The following is a 15,740-nucleotide window of genomic DNA, read 5'->3' as shown; positions in this document are numbered from 1 at the left end:
ATTCCGCTGTGAGGAGGGACAGGCCGTGACGACGACGCCGAAAGTGATCCGTCTGCCGTTCCTCAGCCTCGCCACCGGCACGACGGGCGCGGGCGCGGAATGGGCGTTCCAGGGCGAGCCGGTCGGGGACCGGCAGGTGCCGGCCGGACAGCAGGTCGAACTGCACGCCTGGTCCGAGAGCGTGACGGCGCCGGTGACCTTCGACGTCGTGACCGACGACTTCCTGGTCTCGGGTTCGGACACCGACCGCGTCACCCGGATCGGCGCGGACACCCGGCGGCCGCAGACGCTGCGGCTGGCGCCGGGGCAGACCCTGGCCGGGCTGCTCGGCGACTACCGGCAGAGCCACCCCGGCTATGCCGGCGACCTGCTGATCGTCACCGAGCAGGAGGCGATACCGCCGCTGTCGCATGCGGTGACCTGGTGGACCACGGGGCCCACCGGCCGGTACGCGTTCGCAGCCCACCTGGGTGGTCCGGCCGCCGTGCGCACTGAACGGGCCCTCGCGGTCGGCACCGCCGACGGCCTGCAAATCGAGCTCCGGTACGAGGACGGCACCCCGATGTCCGCCGCCGAGATCCGGGTGGAGCTGGACTCGGGCCCGCTGACCACCGTCACCGACGCCGGGGGAGTGGCGCGCGTCGACCGGCCGCTCGGCAGCGAGGAGCCGTTCCGGGTGTTCCTGCTGTCGTACCCGCAGACCTTCGCCGAGGAGCCCACCCCGGCCGGGGGATCGCCGGCCGTGGACCCGGAGGTGGTGACCGTGTTCGCCTTCGACTCGTCGTTCCCGGCCCCCGCTGTCTATCCCGCGCTGGCCCGGGTCCGCGACCGGGCCGCCGGAGACGCGGACCTGCGGGTGCGCCTGTACGGGCACACCGACGCGCGTGGCGACGCCGGCTACAACCGGGCACTGTCCGAGCGGCGGGCCCGGACCGTCCTGGCGATGCTCACCGGCGATCTGCCGATGTTCGACGAGGTGGCCGCCGCCGAAGGCTGGGATCCCCGGCACTACCAGGCGATGCTGCGCGGGCTCGGCTGCGATCCCGGCGCGATCGACGGCGCCGAGGGGCCGATGACGCGGGACGCGGTACGCCGGTTCCAGGAGGAGTACAACCGGTACGCCTTCCATCACGGGGCGGCGCGCCGGCCCGGTGACCTCACCGTCGACGGCAGCCTCGGCGAGGCCACCCGGGCAGCGCTGCGGGACGCGTACGTCTGCTTCTCGCCGCATCTGGCCGCGGACCGCCTCGCCGGGCCGCCGTTCGTGGGTTGCGGCGAGGACGAGCCGGTCTCCGGCGACGACGCGGAGAACCGGCGGGTGACGGTCGCCTACCGCACCGCGGAGCAGGCCACCGGGGACGCCGCGGCGCCCTACCGGGAGGTGGTCGACCGGGACCGGGAACGCCCCGGCGGGCCGCCGTTCGCCGACCTCGCGTGGCTGCGCGAGGAGACGGGCACCGTCCATCTGAGCGCGCTGACCGCCCTGCCCGACGGCTCGCCGGCCCGGTTCACCGTGTATCCGGCGGCCCGGCCGTTGCCGGCCGCCGACTCGTCCGCCGGGCAGCCGCGACCGGCTGTCGACGGGGCCGCCTCGGTGGTGGCCGGGCAGGTCGCCGGTGGTGTCGCGTTCGCCCGGTGGGAGCCCGGTGCCCCGGCCGCGGACCGGATCTTCGACCACACCACCTGGCTGGACGACCACGACTTCCCGATCGAGGCCGAGAACGATGCCGGCGACCTCGAACCGGGTGGCCCCGCCGACCCGGACCTGCTGTTCGACGAGCCGGGTATCCGCCCACCGGTGTTCGCCGTTGAGTCGGGGGAGCAGTGGGCCGTCTCCGGGCCGCCGGGGCAGCCGCTGGACGCCGTGCGGTTCGGCAACGCGGTGGAGGTCGACGGGATCGCGCTGCGCACCGACGGCGCCGTGATCACTTTCGGTGTCCCGGTGGACGAACCGCCCGGCTGGTCGGACCCGGCCGGCGCGACGGCCGTGCTGGCGATGGCCGTGCGGGCAGCCGGCACCGAGCCGGCGGCGGCCGTGCCCGCGGGGGCCGGGCCACCGGCGGCCGCGCCGGCCGGCTACGGCGGGTACGACCTGCGGCGCGACGACCGGGACGCCGACCACACCTACGCCGGGGCGGCGCGGACGTCGGCGAACGGCGATCCGCTGCCCGCCGCCGGGACACCCGGATTCGTCCGCCGGCTCCAGGACGACCTGCGCATTCTCGGATTCCACATCGCCGGCCCGGCCACCGGCACCTTCGGTCTCCGGACCGAGTGGGCGGTACGGGAGTTCCAGATCTACGCGAAGATGGCGCACCTCGCCGCGGAGGACGACAGTGCCGCCGCCCGCTACGCCGACCGGCTGCGGCAGGTCGCCAACACCGACGCATACACCGGGCCGGTCAGCGGGGTGGTCAACGCTCGCACCCGCACGCTGATACAGACCTGGCTGGCCCACCGCTGGCGCTGCCCGGTGGTCGTCGAGTCCTGGAACATGCGGGACGGGGCCCGCACCACCGTCCGTGACCAGAACGTGTGGCTGCACGACGAGGTGACCAGCTCCGCGCCGCGGGTCCACGTCCAGGACTTCAGCTCCTACTACACGTTCCCGGCCGGGCACAGCGCCGCCGACCCGGTCGTCGTGGGTGACTTCGCGACCTATCTGGCCTGGAGCGGGCCGCGGTCGCTGCCGCCCGCCCACACCTGGACCGAGCTGCTGCCCGACTCCCTGGTGGGGGTGCCGCAGGCGGGACTGACCGCGGCCCAGCGGTGCACCTTCACCGTCGTGCGGGCGGTGTCCGAGGTCGAGTGCCTCGGCTTCTTCGACAGCCTCAACGCGTACGACAACGCGTTCGTCTCGCTCGGGCCGTGCCACTGGACGCTCGGCATCGTCAACGGGGCGACGGTGACCGGCGGCGAGCTGGGCGGCTACCTGGCGTACCTGCGCCACACCGACAACGCTGCGTACACCACCGCGATCGAGTTCTTCGGCATGCGGCCGGGCACCGACTGGCTGACGCCGGGAACCCCCGCCGTTCCGGACGGGCGCAACCTGTTCGGCCCGGGCAACCGCACCTACACGGCCGCGATCACGGTGCAGCGCGACGACGGCGGCTACCGGCCGCTGCCGCTCGAGGAGAGGGAGTGGAACTACTTCAAGACATGGCACTGGTTCTACCGCTTCGAGATGGCCACCCGTACCGTCGACGGGTTCCGGCGGCGCATGTGGGACATGGCCCGGGTGCGGCTGCGCGACCTGCGGGCGCTGGAACTGCCCGCCGGGGCCGCGCCGGACATCCCCACCGGCCCGCACACCACCCGCCGGGCCACCGTCGGCGACGTCTTCACCTCCGAGAAGGCGATGGGGCTGCTGCTGCGCTGGCACATCCGCTACCCCGCCCACCTGGCCGGCGGCAGCCGGCGGCGGCTGCGCAACGTGCTCGGGCACGCGGCTGTCCCCGCGTCGGCGGGGGACCCGGCCCGGTGGACCGACGCCCATGAGATCCGGCTCATCGACGGCATCCTGCGCGAGGTCGGCGTCATCGCCAACGCCGACTTCACCCAGACCATGGAGTACGTCCGCGACTGGCCGGCGTGGGCCGCGCCGCGCGCTGCCAACCCGCGCGGCTACACCCTGGCCGCCCCCGCCGGCGGTCTCGCCACCACCCGTGGCTCGTTCCTGTTCGACGCTTCCGGGCTGCCGCCCGCACCGTGAGGAGGGACGACGACATGGCCGACCAGGCGACCGACCTTCCCGGTATCAAGGTGCGCAAGATCCGCGGGCAACGGTACGTGGTGGTCCGGGTGGCCGAGGCGTTCGACCGGGACGTCGCGATCGCCGACCTGGCCGCCCGGCTGCGGCTGCACCCGGAGGGCGTGTTCCGCGCCCTGCTCGGCTTCACCTCGAACGCCCCGGTGGTCCGCGACCTGTACGCCGAAGAGTTCGCCGAGGAGCCCTTCCCCGGGCTCGCGGCGGCCCGGGTCGATCTGCGATCGAGGGGTGACAGCCCGTACTACGCCAACTTCGACACCCCGGCACGGCCGGCGTTCCACAACTGGCGGATCCCGGCGAAGCGGACCGTCGTGCTGCCGTTCGCCGGCGGATTCCGGGAGGTCATGGCGGAGGCCACCGTCCAGCGCCGGCGGGAACTGCGGCTGACCGTGATCCGGCCGGTCTTCGAGCCGCTGGCCCACGATCTGAACCGGATGCGCGGATACGCGGACTCGCTGGCGCACATCACCAACCTGCACCGGACGCTGATCAGCGCGGTGGCCGGCGACATCGCGGTGCTGGAGGCGCTGAACGGGCTGCTCGGCGTGCTCCTGCAGTTCCCCAAGGAACCGCCGGCCGACGCTGGTGACCGCCGTGACCTGGAGGACCTGCGCCGCAAGCTGGACACCCTGCGGGAGCGGGCCCGAACCGATCTGATCGAGAACCCGGTGGACCCGTTCCTGGCCGGTCTGCTACGCGACCAGGCGAAGACCGCCCAGGAACTGCGCGTGATGGTCGAGGACCCGGCCTTCGTCGGCCGGGTCCGGGAGATCGTCGGCACGCTCGCCACCGGCGACACCCGCACGCTGGTGCCGGAGCAACTGTGGGACGACGTCCAGGAGACGCTGCTGCGGGTGTTCCGGGCGCTGCTGAGTTCCCCGCAGGCCGATCGGGTGGTCGACACGCACGTGCTGCCGATGATCCAGGCCCTGGCCAGCCGGCCCTTCGACCTGACCGGGCTGAGCGCCCCGAACCGGCCGCTGTTCGACCAGGCCGTCCGGTCGGTACCGGCGGCCCCGCCGGACGGCAGCGTGCTGGTGACCCTCTCCACCCTCGGCACCGCCGCCGCGACGGTGACCGCGCTGGCCGGCAACTATCCGGGCCCGAACACCCTCCTGGTCGGCATCGTGGAGCTGTCCTCGCCGATCCTGCTCGGCCGGGTGGTGGGGCAGGTGACGGAGGCGAGCCGGCTGTCCGGGTGGCTCTACCGGGCCGTGGTCAACCTGGCCAGCCTGGACCAGGTCCCGTTCGGCAGACCGCTGACGATGGCCGACCGGGTCGCCCTGATCGAAGCCGTCGACAGAGGAGACCTGGCGAGGCTGCGGGGCGTCAACTGGACCAGCAGGTTCATGAACAGCGGGGCCTGGGGGCCGGTCATCGCCGTCTGCGGCGTCATCGCCCTGGCCGCGGCGATCGACGCGGACAACGACAACACGGTGGTGTACTGGTCGAACATCATCGCCAGCGGGTCCACCGCGGTGACCGGGGTCGCCGTCAGCTTCGCCTCGTTCTCGAACCTCATCGGGCTGAGGATCGTGCAGGGCGTGAGCGGGAGGGTCATCGGCGCCATCGGCGCCGTCGCGGTGATCGTCTCGGGGGCCGCCGCCGCGGTCGAGGGATACCGGACCGACGACGTCGACGACATGGTGATCGGCGCCGCCACGGCTTTCGGCGGTGGGCTCTCGCTCGCAGGCTTACTGATCGCCGCCGGGGTCATCAGCGCACCGGCCGGTGTCGGCCTGCTCCTGATGGTCGCCGGCGTGGTGGTCGGCATCGCCATCACCGTCTACACGTTCGTCCAATCCATCACGACCGCGGGCAGCCGGAACGTGTTCAGTGCCTATCTCGCCCACTTCGCCCGTACGGCCGGGCCCTACGCCGAGGCCGAGGCGTCCCGGCCGCTGCTGCGTGACGCCTTCCGTGCCGTGGAGAACAGGCACGACGACGTCGACTTCTGGGACGCCCACCCCGACCGGGCCCCCGAGCTGTACGACCTGGGCTTCGGCTTCGAGGGCGACAACCAGGCCATCCAGAAGATCGTGGACGTCGACGACGGGACCGTGATCCGCCTCCGGCTGATCCAGGCGAAAAGGATAACCAGATGAGCGGGCTTGCGAGCGAATCCATGAGCACAGTCGAGTCCTCGTCGCGCAGCCGGAGCGCAGCGGAGGCGGAGCGATGAGCTATCTGGACGTGCCGCGGCTGCACTTCGCCGGAAGGTTCTTCGCCGATCCCTCGACCATCAACAACGCCGGCGGCAACTACGCCCTGCCGGCGGCCGCGATCGACTCGAGGCTGGCCTCGCCGACCCTCAGCCCCGGCAGCCCGCTGCTCTGGAATCCGCGCGGGAAACACTGGTTCTATCTCGACGCCTGCGCCGTGGGAGCCTGCCGCGACAGCACCGGCACGATACGGACCACCGCCGCCGGCGCCGCGGGCGATCCGGTGGTCGGCGGCACTGTCGAGTCGACGAACTCGCCGACCTACGCGAAACTCGTCGATCTGGACCCGGAGATGCAGTTCGCGTCGGCGGTCTTCGGCCTGGAGATCAAACTGACCCTGCCGGGCGGGCACGGCGGCTTCGTCGGCCGGCTGGCCCCGGTCCCGATGCGTGACCTGTGGTTCGGGCGGGCGGGCGGCGGGATGCCGGGTGCGGCCGGCGTCTACCAGTCGGTGCTCACCGGCATCACCTGGGACACCTCCGTGCGCTCCCCGGTGCTCGACCAGCTCCGGGCGGCCAGCCAAGCCATCCTCTCGGTGAAGTTCGTCGCCTACGCCTACAGCCCGGACGGCGGCCCGGACGTCAACGCGCCGCCGCCACCGGCTCTCGCGGCCACCTTCTGCCGGGGAAAGGTGGTCGGTACCATCGGCCCGGGCCAGTTGAGCGAGCCGCAGCATTTCCCCGCCGACCGGCTCCTGACCGACGGGGCCAACGGCCCGGCGGGCACCAAGAACAACACGTGGAAGGGCGCCTACGGCCCGGCGCCGTTCAAGGTCGACGTGGCACGCAAGAAACTGGTCATCGACCTGGGCAACACCATGCCCGAGGTCGCGCCGGGCGGGAACCGCAGGGACGAAGCCGGAAGCAAGCTCACCGCTGTGATCAAGACCGGCCCGGCGACCACCACCACGATCGGTGATCTCGACTTCACCCGGATCCACTACGAGCAGACCGCCGGGATCGAGGAACTCAGCCTCACCACGGCGCAGCTCGCCAGCCTGCGGACCAAGCCGCTGACCCTGGTGCACAGAAAGGTGCTCGCCCCGACCGTGCTCATCGAGCACGCGGCCGGCCGGTACCTGGACGTGTCACACATCGCCTTCCGGCTGAACCCCGGCGAGTCGCAGCTGGTGCGGTTCCATGTGCGGACCTTCGGTGAGCCGAAACCCGCCGCGCAGGTGATCGGCCTGAAGATCCTCGGCGGGGCGCCCCCCGGCGGGCTCACGGTGCCACCGAATCTGGCATCCGTGGCCGGCGCCACGGTGACCACGGCGGCCGGAGTCGCGGCCGTGACCTTCACCGCCGGCGATCCGGCCACGCCACGGCCGGCCCTGGACGGCCAGCTCTATAAGGTGGGCTTCTACTGGGGGGCGGCCGCCGCCGGCGATCTGCGGGGCGTCATCTTCATCCGCGTCTTCGACCAGTACAAGATCGTGGCCAGCCCGGTCTACGCCGACGTCAGCCCGATCCTGGAGCCGTACAGCAAGCTGTACCCGTTCATGAAGGCGTGGGTGGACCTGGGCGCCCGCAACGCGATCGTCGCCTACCGGGCCGGGCATCCGGGCGACGCCGACCGGGCGAAGCTGATGCTCGACCTCGGCGAGGACGACCCGCGCTACATGCCGGTCACCCGCGACCTGTCGAGCAGCAAGCGCAAGGTGCTCCTGGACTGGCTGAACCGGGGAGCACCGGCATGAGCAACCACCGGACGAACCTTCTCGAGATCCGGGACTACGGGCTCCCGCTGACCGGGCCCGGCCGCCACACGATCCAGGTCATGGGCGCCACCGAGGTGGTACGGCCACCCGGGCCGCCGTACTCCAAGGAGGAACTGAGCGAGACCGACCGGGCGCCGTTCGAGGCCTACTACAGCCCGGCCGCGCAGCTCGACGAGGCCGCCGCGCCCCAGGTGCCGGCCCTGTACGTGACCGCCGACGGCACGGTCCGGATCCTCGGCCGCGACCTGGACTCGCTGACCTGACGGGAGAACGACATGAGAACGGGAGCGGTGGCCGTACGCCGGTTGGCTCTGATCGTGGTGGTACTCGCCGTGATCCTGGTGCCGTTCGCCGTCGCCGGTGACGGCATGGACCGCTGGGTGGCCGGCATCCTGCGTGCGCCAGCCGACCACCCGGCCGCCGCCGCACTGCTGCTCGGGCTGCTGCTGGCCGCCGACGTGCTGCTGCCGGTGCCGTCCAGCCTGGTCAGTACCAGCCTCGGCGCGCTGCTCGGCGGGCCGGCCGGCACGATCGTGTCGACGGTGGGGATGACAGCGGCCTGCTGGGTGGGCTACCAGCTGGGGCGCGGCGCCGGGCGGCCGGTCGCGCGGCGGCTGATCGGCGGCCATGACCTGACCCGGCTCACCGCGACATCGGCGTCCTGGGGCGGCGGGGCCGTCCTGCTGCTGCGGGCGGTGCCCGGCCTGGCCGAGGCGTCGACGATCGCGGCCGGTCTGGGCGGCATGAGCCGGCGGCGGTTCCTGCTGCTGGTGGCGTGTTCCAACGCGGTCATCTCGGCGGTGTACGCGACGACCGGCGCGTACGCCGTGACGACCCGCTCGTTCCTGCTCGCGTTCGCCGGCGCGGTGCTCGTCCCGGCGCTGGCCCTCGGCGCCGCCCGGATGATCCGGAGGCGGGCGTGAAACGGGCCGGGTACCAGGTGACGATCGGCGGCTGGACGGTGGACTCCGCGGCCGACCCGCGCACCGAACTGACAGCGGTCGAGACGTCGGCCGCCCTCGGCTCGGCCGGTGACCTCTGCGACCTGCGGCTCCACGCGCCCCCGGCGGCCGGTGGCAGCCCACTCGGCCAGGCCGCCGGCGCCGCTCTCGGCCTGCTGACCGGCGAGCCGTCCATTCCCACGGCGGCGGTCCGGGGCCACCGCATCACGCCCGGCGACACGATGACCGTCGTGCTCACGGCCGGCGACCGGTCCGCCACGGTCATGACGGCCGAGGTGCAGGCGGTCGAGTCGGGGCCCGAGCGGGTACGCGTCACCGGCGCCACCGCCACCCAGATCCTCGCCGGGACCCGCGTCAACCAGGTCTACGAGAACCAGACCGCCGGGCAGATCGTCGCCGACCTGGCCCGGCAGGCCGGCGTCACGACCGGGACCGTCGATCAGGGCGGCCGGATCCCGTACTTCGTGGCGCACGAGTCCCGCAGCGTGCTGCGCTGCCTGCGCGAACTGGCCCGCCGCGACGGCCTCGACCTGTACTGCGACGTCCAGAACCGGCTGACCATGACGAAGTTCGCCAAGACCGGCCCGGACCACGTGCTGCGCTACGGCGTGGATCTGCTCGCGCTTCAACTGACCGGGCGCCGGCCGGTCGCCGACGCGGTGCGCGTGGTCGGGGAGAGCGCGGCGAGCAGCCGCGGCACCGGCGCCTGGCACCGGCTAGCCCGCGACAACCCGCCCACCGGTGGTGGATCCGGCAGCGGCGGGCGGACCCTCGCGGCACAGGACGGCGCCGTACGCAGCAAGGCCGCGGCCGACGCGTACGCCACCGCCTGGCTCGGCGAGCTGAACGACCAGGCTTCCGCCGGCCGGCTGCGGGTCCTGGGTCACCCCGGGATCGTGCTGGGTGACGCGGTCGAGATCGCCGGCGCCCCGCGGCCCGAGCTCAACGGCCTGTTCAAGGTGACCGCCGTCCGGCACGTGCTGAACAAACGCGATGGGTTCGTCACCCGGGTCGCGTTCACCGGCCAGGGCGGCGCCTCGGCGGCGGCCGGCCTGCTGGGCGGCGCGGCGGATGCGATCGGAGGGCTGCTCGGCTCATGAACGGCGATCTGGTGGACCTGATCCAGGCCATCGTGCGCGACGAACTCCGCGGCCACCGCGGGGCCGAGCTCGGCGTGGTCACCGCCGTGCACAGCCACGAGACCGGCACCGACGAGCACAACCACGAGTGCGACGTACGCCTGCGCGACTCCGGTCTGGAGCTGAAGAGGCTGGCCGTCTGCACCCCGAGGGCCGGAGCCGTGTCCCTGCCCAACCCCGACGACCTCGTGCTCGTGCAGTTCCTCAACGGCGACATCCACAGTGGCGTGATCGTCGGGCTGCTCTACCACGACAAGGTGCGCCAGCCCGAGGCGAAGGCCCGCGAGCACGTCTACATCTGCCCGGACAAGGCCGAGTCCGGGGTGCGCCGCCTGCACGTCGAACTGCCGAACGACAACAAGCTCACCGTCGACGACGACAAGCTCGTGCTCGCGATGGGCCCGGCGACGATCACCGTCGACCACGACGGCGACATCGTCCTGAACTGCGCGGACCACGACATCAGGCTCACCGACGACGACGGCGGCAACCTGGTGCAGATCCGGTCCGGCGGCGGGCAGGTGGTGGTGAAGGCGAAGACCAAGGTGGTCGTCGACGCGCCGCAGATCGAGCTGGTGGAGAACGCCACCCACCCGGTGGTGCTCGGCGACTCGCTGGTGCAGTACCTCAGCCAGCTGGTCAACCTCTACCAGACGCACATGCACCCCGGGCAGACCGCGGCGGGCGTGCCGGTCACGCCCGCGCCGCCGGTGCCGCCGGCCCAGCCGCCCACCCCGGACGTGCTCTCCCAGAAGGTCAAGACGGGATGACGAGATGACGCTGACCGACGACGCGTTCCTGGGACGCGACCTGGACCTCGGATTCGTGGCCGACGACGAGGGGCGGGTGTTCGCGCACCCGTACAGCCGCGCCGACCTGCAGCCGCGTCCCCGGCCGGGGGTGGCGCCGGCCGCCGCCGACCTGGCGACCGTGCACGGGCGGGCCAACCTGGTGCAGAGCCTGATCCTGCGGCTCAAGACCGAGCGCGGTGAGCTGGCGGTCCTGGGTCATCCCGGGTACGGCTCACTCCACCACCGGCTCGTCGGCGAGCCGAACACCGAGTCGACCCGCGGCTTGATCCGGCTGTACGTGCTGGAGTGCCTGCGCCAGGAACCACGGCTGGAGCGGGTCGCCCGGATCGACGTGCGGCCCGCGCCCGGCCGGCAGCACCGCGACCGGGTCGACATCGACCTCGAACTGCTGATCAGGCAGGTCCCCGAACCGCTGATCCTGGTCGTCCCGTTCTCGTTGGAAGGGCCACTCGGATGACCTTCGTCGCGCAGCCGTACGAACGATTCGTCGACGACCTGCTGACCGCGCTCACCGGCGGGGTGATCCGCGAGGAGCACCGGTTCACCGGGATCGAGGACACCTACAGTCTCGGCGCGCCGGGCGCCCAGGCCGGTGGCGTCACGGTGTTCGGGCAGCGTGGCGAGCAGTTCGTGACATTCGATCCGCGGACTGACTGGGCGTACGACACCGGCCTCGAAGCGATCGTCTGGCAGCCCGGCGGCCGGCCGCCCGACCCGGACAGCTACTTCTACGTCAACTACGACCTGCCCGGCGCCGACCGGCGGCTGACCGACCGCAACCCCGGCAGCGTGACCACGACCCTCGCCGAGGCGTTCTCCCGCGAGCTCGCCGTCCTGCACAAGCAGATGGAGATGATCTACCGGTCCGGGTTCGTCGACCTGGCCGACAGCGCCTCCCTCGATCACGTGGTGGCCCTGCTCGGGCTGGCCCGCAAGGACGCCCGCTTCGCCGCCGGCGAGGTGCTGTTCCAGCGCGGCACCCCGGCCTCCGGCGACATCGCCGTCCCGGCCGGAACACTGGTCTCGACGGACCAGGGCCGTAACTTCGAGACGAGCGAGAAACGGACGCTGCGCCAGGGACAGCTCGCCGTGGTCGTTCCGGTCCGCGCCCAGGACGAGGGGCCGGACGGACGGGTCGAGGCGGGCGCGATAGTCGCCGTGAACCGGCCCATCTTCGGCATCGAGTCGGTCAGCAACCCGGGCGCGACGTTCTTCGCCACCGCGAAGGAGACCGACGAGCAGCTGCGCGCCCGGGCGAGGGCCACCCTGGAACGGGCCGGCCGGTCGACTGTCGACGCGATCCGCTACCACCTCATCGAGCGGGTCGACGAGGTCACCGAGGAGAACATCGAGGTACGCGAGCGGGCCGAGACGCCCGGCTTCGTGGACGTGCGCCTCGGTCTGGAGACCACCGGCCCCGATCTGGTCCGCCGGGTCGAGGAGGCGATCCTCGACGCCCGCCCGGCCGGTGTCCGGGTGCTGCACAACCTGACGTCCGGCGCCGCCGCCCCGGCGGGCGCACCGGTGACCGGTATCGGCCGGCCCGCCGCGCTGGCGGACTTCGCGTCGGCCGGGACCCCAGCGGGCGCGCACGCCTTCACCGCCGACGAACTGGCCACCCAGCCGGAGGGCATCCTCAACCTGCGCGCCGAGGTCCTGCTCCGGCCGGCCGGAGGCAGCCTGTCGGTGGTGCAGAAGGAGGAACTGGAGGACGACGCCCGCGCCCGGGTCATCGCGTACGTGCAGGCGCTGCCGATGGGCGAGCCGCTGATCTTCCACAAGCTGGTCGGCCGGCTGGTGCAGCCGGACGGCGTCGCCGACGTGGCGCTGCTCGTCGGCCTGCGCACCGCCGGAGTCTTCACCGGGCTGCGGCAGAACCTCGACACCACCGGGCGCAAGGCCACGATCGGCGAGTACGACGTCTTCGCCGGCCTGATGGAGGAACGCGTCGCGCTCGAGGTGTCCGTCGTGGTGGAGCCGGCACCCGGATCCGATCTCGCGCCGGAGGCACGGACCCGGCTGCTCGGCACCCTCACCGACGGTGGGCCCGTGCACCGGGCGGTGACGGCGGCGGTCGGCGGCCTGCTCGCCACGGCTCGCGGCAGTGTCGGGCGCGGCGACCTGAGCGCGGCCGTCACCGCCGAGCTGGGACGGCTCGATCCGCGGCTGATGGTGGCCGCCGGCGACCGGGCGCTGACCGTCAGCGCCCTCTACACCGAGACCGGGCGGCTGCTCGACCGGACCGAGCAGGTGACCCTGGCCGAGTACGAGACACCCGAGCTGACCCGGCTGACGATCACTCTGGCGGGCGGTGGTCCCGATGTCCAAGGCTGACCGGGTGCTCGGCAGCCTGCCGCACTTCTACCGGGCCGGGGAGCCGGGCAAACTGCTCGGCCGGGTGGTCCGTGACCTGGCCGGGCCGGTGGAGGATGCGGACACCCACCTGTTCCGCATCCAGCGGGCGCACCGGATCGGCGTCGCCGAACAGCCGGTCGACGTGGTCCGGCTGGCGGCGCTGCTCGGCCTGACCCCGTTCCACTTCGAGGACCTGGCGGGGGAGCCCACCGGGATGCGGCTGGCGATGATGCGCGACCGGGTCCAGCGGATCGCCCGGCTACGGCTCGGCGGGCTGGGCACACCGGACGGAATCCTGGAGATCGCCGCGATCTTCCTGGGCGCGCGGATCGCCGGGCCGGTCCGGCGGGTCGATCCGGACGGCTTCTCGCGCCGGGCCACCGTCGACTTCCCGCACCGCCCGGACCGGCCGAGAGCCGAGATCACCCTGCACGAGAACCCGTTGCGGCGGCAGAGCGTGCCGGCGGCCGAGCGCTGGCCGGGCCGGTCCTGGACGGTCGGCAACGACGCGGTCGGCGCCGCAACGCCGCTCTTCTCGATCGAGGGCGTCGGAGACCGTACCGTGCTGCCCTCGATCTTCTGCCCGGCCACCCGGACGACGGTGCACTTCCACGGGATCGTGCCGGACGGCCGGACCCTGCTGATCGATGCGGCCGGCGGGGCCCGGATCGGGCCGCACGCCGTCGACGACTGGCTGGTCGTCAGCACCGGCGGCCTGGCCGGCTTCGCCGTCTGCGACGACGACCGTTACACCGTCGACGACGAGTACGCCGCCCGGCCCTTCGACGGCGACCTCGACGAACTGTCTCTGCCACCGGTCCGGCGGCGGCACGCGGTCCCTGGCATTCCGCCCGGCCGCACCGACTGGTATTTCAAGGTCGCCGACGGGGTCTGCGACGCCGCCCGGTTCGACTACGCGGTCTTCGGCACCCCGCCGGAGCCGGTCGGTGTCTTCGACGACGAGCCGGGCTTCGACGCGGGCGTCTATGCCTACCCGGCGAGCGCCGTCGCGGGCATGGCCTGGGACGGCGCGGTGCCGTGTGCGTTCAAGCTGCTGCTCCCGGCGCCGGCGTCGGCTGGGGAGAGCGGCCGGGTCGCGGCGGTCCTGCCCGCCTTCAAACCCGCCGGGGTACGCGCCTACGTCGACACCGAACGTGACGCCTGGGTCCTCGGATCGAGTGTGATCCGCGCCCCCGACGCCGGTGATGGCGAGGGGGTGGACCACTCCGCGGCCCGCCCGCGCTCCCCGGCGGCCGACCGGTACATCTCGTGACTGTCAGCCAGGAGGACTTCCATGTCGATCAGCCCTGAGCGGCCCAGCAGGCTCCCCGGGACACCGGGCGGCCTGGCGTTCCCCCTGCCCCGGCCGCTGCCGCAGGTGCCCCGGCCGACAGTGCCCGCGGTGCCGCCGCCACCGGCCACCGACCCGTTCGCCGCGCTGCCCTACCCGTCGCCCGGCGACCGGATCCGGGCCGAGGACTTCACCAGGCTGTCGCAGAGCCTGCGGATCGTCGCCGACTGCGCCCAGATCGCGGCGCAGTTGTTCGGGCGCACCTTCGGCGAGGCCAGGACGGTGCTGGCCGGGCAGGGGTACGGCATCACCCGGGTGATGAGCGTGCTCGGCAACGAGCCGGCCGGCCCGGACGACACGTCGTTCGACACCCGCCGGGTCATCTCGGTGCTCCCGGTCGCGCTCGGCGGCCGCGACGTGGTGGCCGTGGTCAGCGAGACCGTGGACACCCGGCGGTTCGCGCCGGACCTGTCGTCCGCCGCCGTCAGCTACACCTACCGCCAGGCGGTGGAGACCATGCGCAGCGTGCTCGGCGAGGCGGGCCTGGCTGGCCTGCCGATGGCCACGCCCGAGCTGCGCGGCAGATCCCTGGCGGAGGCGGCACGGCAACTTCGGTGACACCGGCCCGCTATCAGCAACGGAGGTTCGCACATGCTGTCCCGAGACTCTGAGTTCCCCCGGATCATGAAGAACGGCCGGACGTCCGACGGCGATCCCTTCCCCGAGGACCGGTTCGAGGATCCGCCCACCGCGCCCCGGCCGGCTCCCGGCGGGGTGAAGCCCATCGAGGTCACCTTCCCGACCGGCGAGATCTTCCTGCCACCGGGCAAGGCGACCACCGCCGGCCCGTTCCCGACCATCCCGATAACACTGCCGCCTGCCGAGAGGGACCCTGACATCCCGCGGTTCTCCGGCCCGCACACCACCACCCTGCTGGTCGAGCACGCCATCGCGAGCCTGGACGGCCTGCCCGCCGACACGATCCGGGCCGCGCTGAGCTTCGTGCAGGCCAAACCGCAGAAGGTGGCGCCCGGTGAGCTCTTCGAGGACCTGCGGCAGCGCACCAGCTTCGACGAGGTGCTGCGGGAACGGGCCGAGGGCTGGCGGCCGGTCACCCGGCGGGTGTTCGCCGACGTGTTCGCGATGCCGGGGGAGAACCTGGCGGCGATGGACGCGATCGTCTGCATCGCCCTGCTCAACCGGCCGGACCTGGAACAGGCGCTGCGCGCCGAGAACGCCGTCGCACCGACGGTGGAACAGCTGCTGGAGAACCGCCGGATCCTCTGGCAGTACCCGCCGAGCGGCACACCGCTGACACCGCCGTACGTCATCGTCGTCGCGGTCGAGAGCACCGACACCGGCCCGGCCGAGGACGTCGTGGTCCGCATCATGTCGTCGCTGGTGACCGCGGCGTCCGGCTACCGGCTGCCGCGCCTGGCCGCCCAGAAGTCCGGATGACGGGGGGACGAC

General features: G+C 72.8%; 12 protein-coding genes. All 12 read left to right on the top strand.

What is annotated here, in order from left to right:
• Nucleotides 1–25: 25 nt before the first annotated feature.
• The gene (locus EP757_RS42615; protein ID WP_127554002.1) at nucleotides 26–3,715 is read left to right on the top strand and encodes a peptidoglycan-binding protein; all 3,690 of its coding nucleotides are present in this window, start codon (nucleotides 26–28) and stop codon (nucleotides 3,713–3,715) included.
• 14 nt (nucleotides 3,716–3,729) lie between these two features.
• A complete protein-coding gene (locus tag EP757_RS42610; RefSeq protein ID WP_127554001.1) occupies nucleotides 3,730–5,877 on the top strand; it encodes a hypothetical protein in 2,148 nt (715 codons plus the stop codon).
• Nucleotides 5,878–5,950: 73 nt separating this feature from the next.
• Nucleotides 5,951–7,690 carry a hypothetical protein gene (locus EP757_RS42605; RefSeq protein ID WP_127554000.1) on the top strand — a complete coding sequence of 580 codons (1,740 nt, stop codon included), beginning with the start codon at nucleotides 5,951–5,953 and terminating at the stop codon, nucleotides 7,688–7,690.
• The gene (locus EP757_RS42600) at nucleotides 7,687–7,974 is read left to right on the top strand and encodes a hypothetical protein (protein ID WP_127553999.1); all 288 of its coding nucleotides are present in this window, start codon (nucleotides 7,687–7,689) and stop codon (nucleotides 7,972–7,974) included. The genes EP757_RS42605 and EP757_RS42600 overlap by 4 nt, the downstream gene beginning before the upstream one ends.
• 12 nt (nucleotides 7,975–7,986) lie before the next feature.
• Entirely contained in the window at nucleotides 7,987–8,634 is a 648-nt protein-coding gene (locus tag EP757_RS42595; protein ID WP_127553998.1) for a TVP38/TMEM64 family protein, read from the top strand.
• On the top strand, nucleotides 8,631–9,773 hold the full coding sequence (locus tag EP757_RS42590; protein ID WP_127553997.1) for a hypothetical protein: 1,143 nt from the start codon (nucleotides 8,631–8,633) through the stop codon (nucleotides 9,771–9,773). Before EP757_RS42595 ends, EP757_RS42590 begins: the two co-directional genes overlap by 4 nt.
• The gene (locus EP757_RS42585) at nucleotides 9,770–10,582 is read left to right on the top strand and encodes a phage baseplate assembly protein V (RefSeq protein WP_127553996.1); all 813 of its coding nucleotides are present in this window, start codon (nucleotides 9,770–9,772) and stop codon (nucleotides 10,580–10,582) included. Before EP757_RS42590 ends, EP757_RS42585 begins: the two co-directional genes overlap by 4 nt.
• Before the next feature lie 4 nt (nucleotides 10,583–10,586).
• Nucleotides 10,587–11,081, top strand: coding sequence for a GPW/gp25 family protein (locus EP757_RS42580; protein ID WP_127553995.1), 495 nt, complete (start codon nucleotides 10,587–10,589; stop codon nucleotides 11,079–11,081).
• The gene (locus EP757_RS42575; RefSeq protein ID WP_127553994.1) at nucleotides 11,078–12,958 is read left to right on the top strand and encodes a baseplate J/gp47 family protein; all 1,881 of its coding nucleotides are present in this window, start codon (nucleotides 11,078–11,080) and stop codon (nucleotides 12,956–12,958) included. Before EP757_RS42580 ends, EP757_RS42575 begins: the two co-directional genes overlap by 4 nt.
• The gene (locus EP757_RS43165; protein ID WP_160166034.1) at nucleotides 12,945–14,252 is read left to right on the top strand and encodes a hypothetical protein; all 1,308 of its coding nucleotides are present in this window, start codon (nucleotides 12,945–12,947) and stop codon (nucleotides 14,250–14,252) included. Before EP757_RS42575 ends, EP757_RS43165 begins: the two co-directional genes overlap by 14 nt.
• Before the next feature lie 21 nt (nucleotides 14,253–14,273).
• On the top strand, nucleotides 14,274–14,888 hold the full coding sequence (locus tag EP757_RS42565; RefSeq protein ID WP_127553993.1) for a hypothetical protein: 615 nt from the start codon (nucleotides 14,274–14,276) through the stop codon (nucleotides 14,886–14,888).
• 33 nt (nucleotides 14,889–14,921) lie between these two features.
• A complete protein-coding gene (locus tag EP757_RS42560; protein ID WP_127553992.1) occupies nucleotides 14,922–15,728 on the top strand; it encodes a hypothetical protein in 807 nt (268 codons plus the stop codon).
• Nucleotides 15,729–15,740 lie beyond the last annotated feature (12 nt).

This window comes from Actinoplanes sp. OR16, assembly GCF_004001265.1.
In the GTDB taxonomy this organism is placed as follows: Bacteria; Actinomycetota; Actinomycetes; order Mycobacteriales; family Micromonosporaceae; genus Actinoplanes.
This window is presented reverse-complemented; position numbering and strand designations above follow the sequence as displayed.

What these genes read in the sequence shown, in the direction of transcription:
- EP757_RS42610 (WP_127554001.1), top strand. Translation starts at nt 3,730, where the DNA reads ATGGCCGACCAGGCGACCGACCTTCCCGGTATCAAGGTGCGCAAGATC.
- EP757_RS42605 (WP_127554000.1), top strand. Translation starts at nt 5,951, where the DNA reads ATGAGCTATCTGGACGTGCCGCGGCTGCACTTCGCCGGAAGGTTCTTC.
- EP757_RS42600 (WP_127553999.1), top strand. Translation starts at nt 7,687, where the DNA reads ATGAGCAACCACCGGACGAACCTTCTCGAGATCCGGGACTACGGGCTC.
- EP757_RS42595 (WP_127553998.1), top strand. Translation starts at nt 7,987, where the DNA reads ATGAGAACGGGAGCGGTGGCCGTACGCCGGTTGGCTCTGATCGTGGTG.
- EP757_RS42585 (WP_127553996.1), top strand. Translation starts at nt 9,770, where the DNA reads ATGAACGGCGATCTGGTGGACCTGATCCAGGCCATCGTGCGCGACGAA.
- EP757_RS42580 (WP_127553995.1), top strand. Translation starts at nt 10,587, where the DNA reads ATGACGCTGACCGACGACGCGTTCCTGGGACGCGACCTGGACCTCGGA.
- EP757_RS42575 (WP_127553994.1), top strand. Translation starts at nt 11,078, where the DNA reads ATGACCTTCGTCGCGCAGCCGTACGAACGATTCGTCGACGACCTGCTG.
- EP757_RS43165 (WP_160166034.1), top strand. Translation starts at nt 12,945, where the DNA reads ATGTCCAAGGCTGACCGGGTGCTCGGCAGCCTGCCGCACTTCTACCGG.
- EP757_RS42565 (WP_127553993.1), top strand. Translation starts at nt 14,274, where the DNA reads ATGTCGATCAGCCCTGAGCGGCCCAGCAGGCTCCCCGGGACACCGGGC.
- EP757_RS42560 (WP_127553992.1), top strand. Translation starts at nt 14,922, where the DNA reads ATGCTGTCCCGAGACTCTGAGTTCCCCCGGATCATGAAGAACGGCCGG.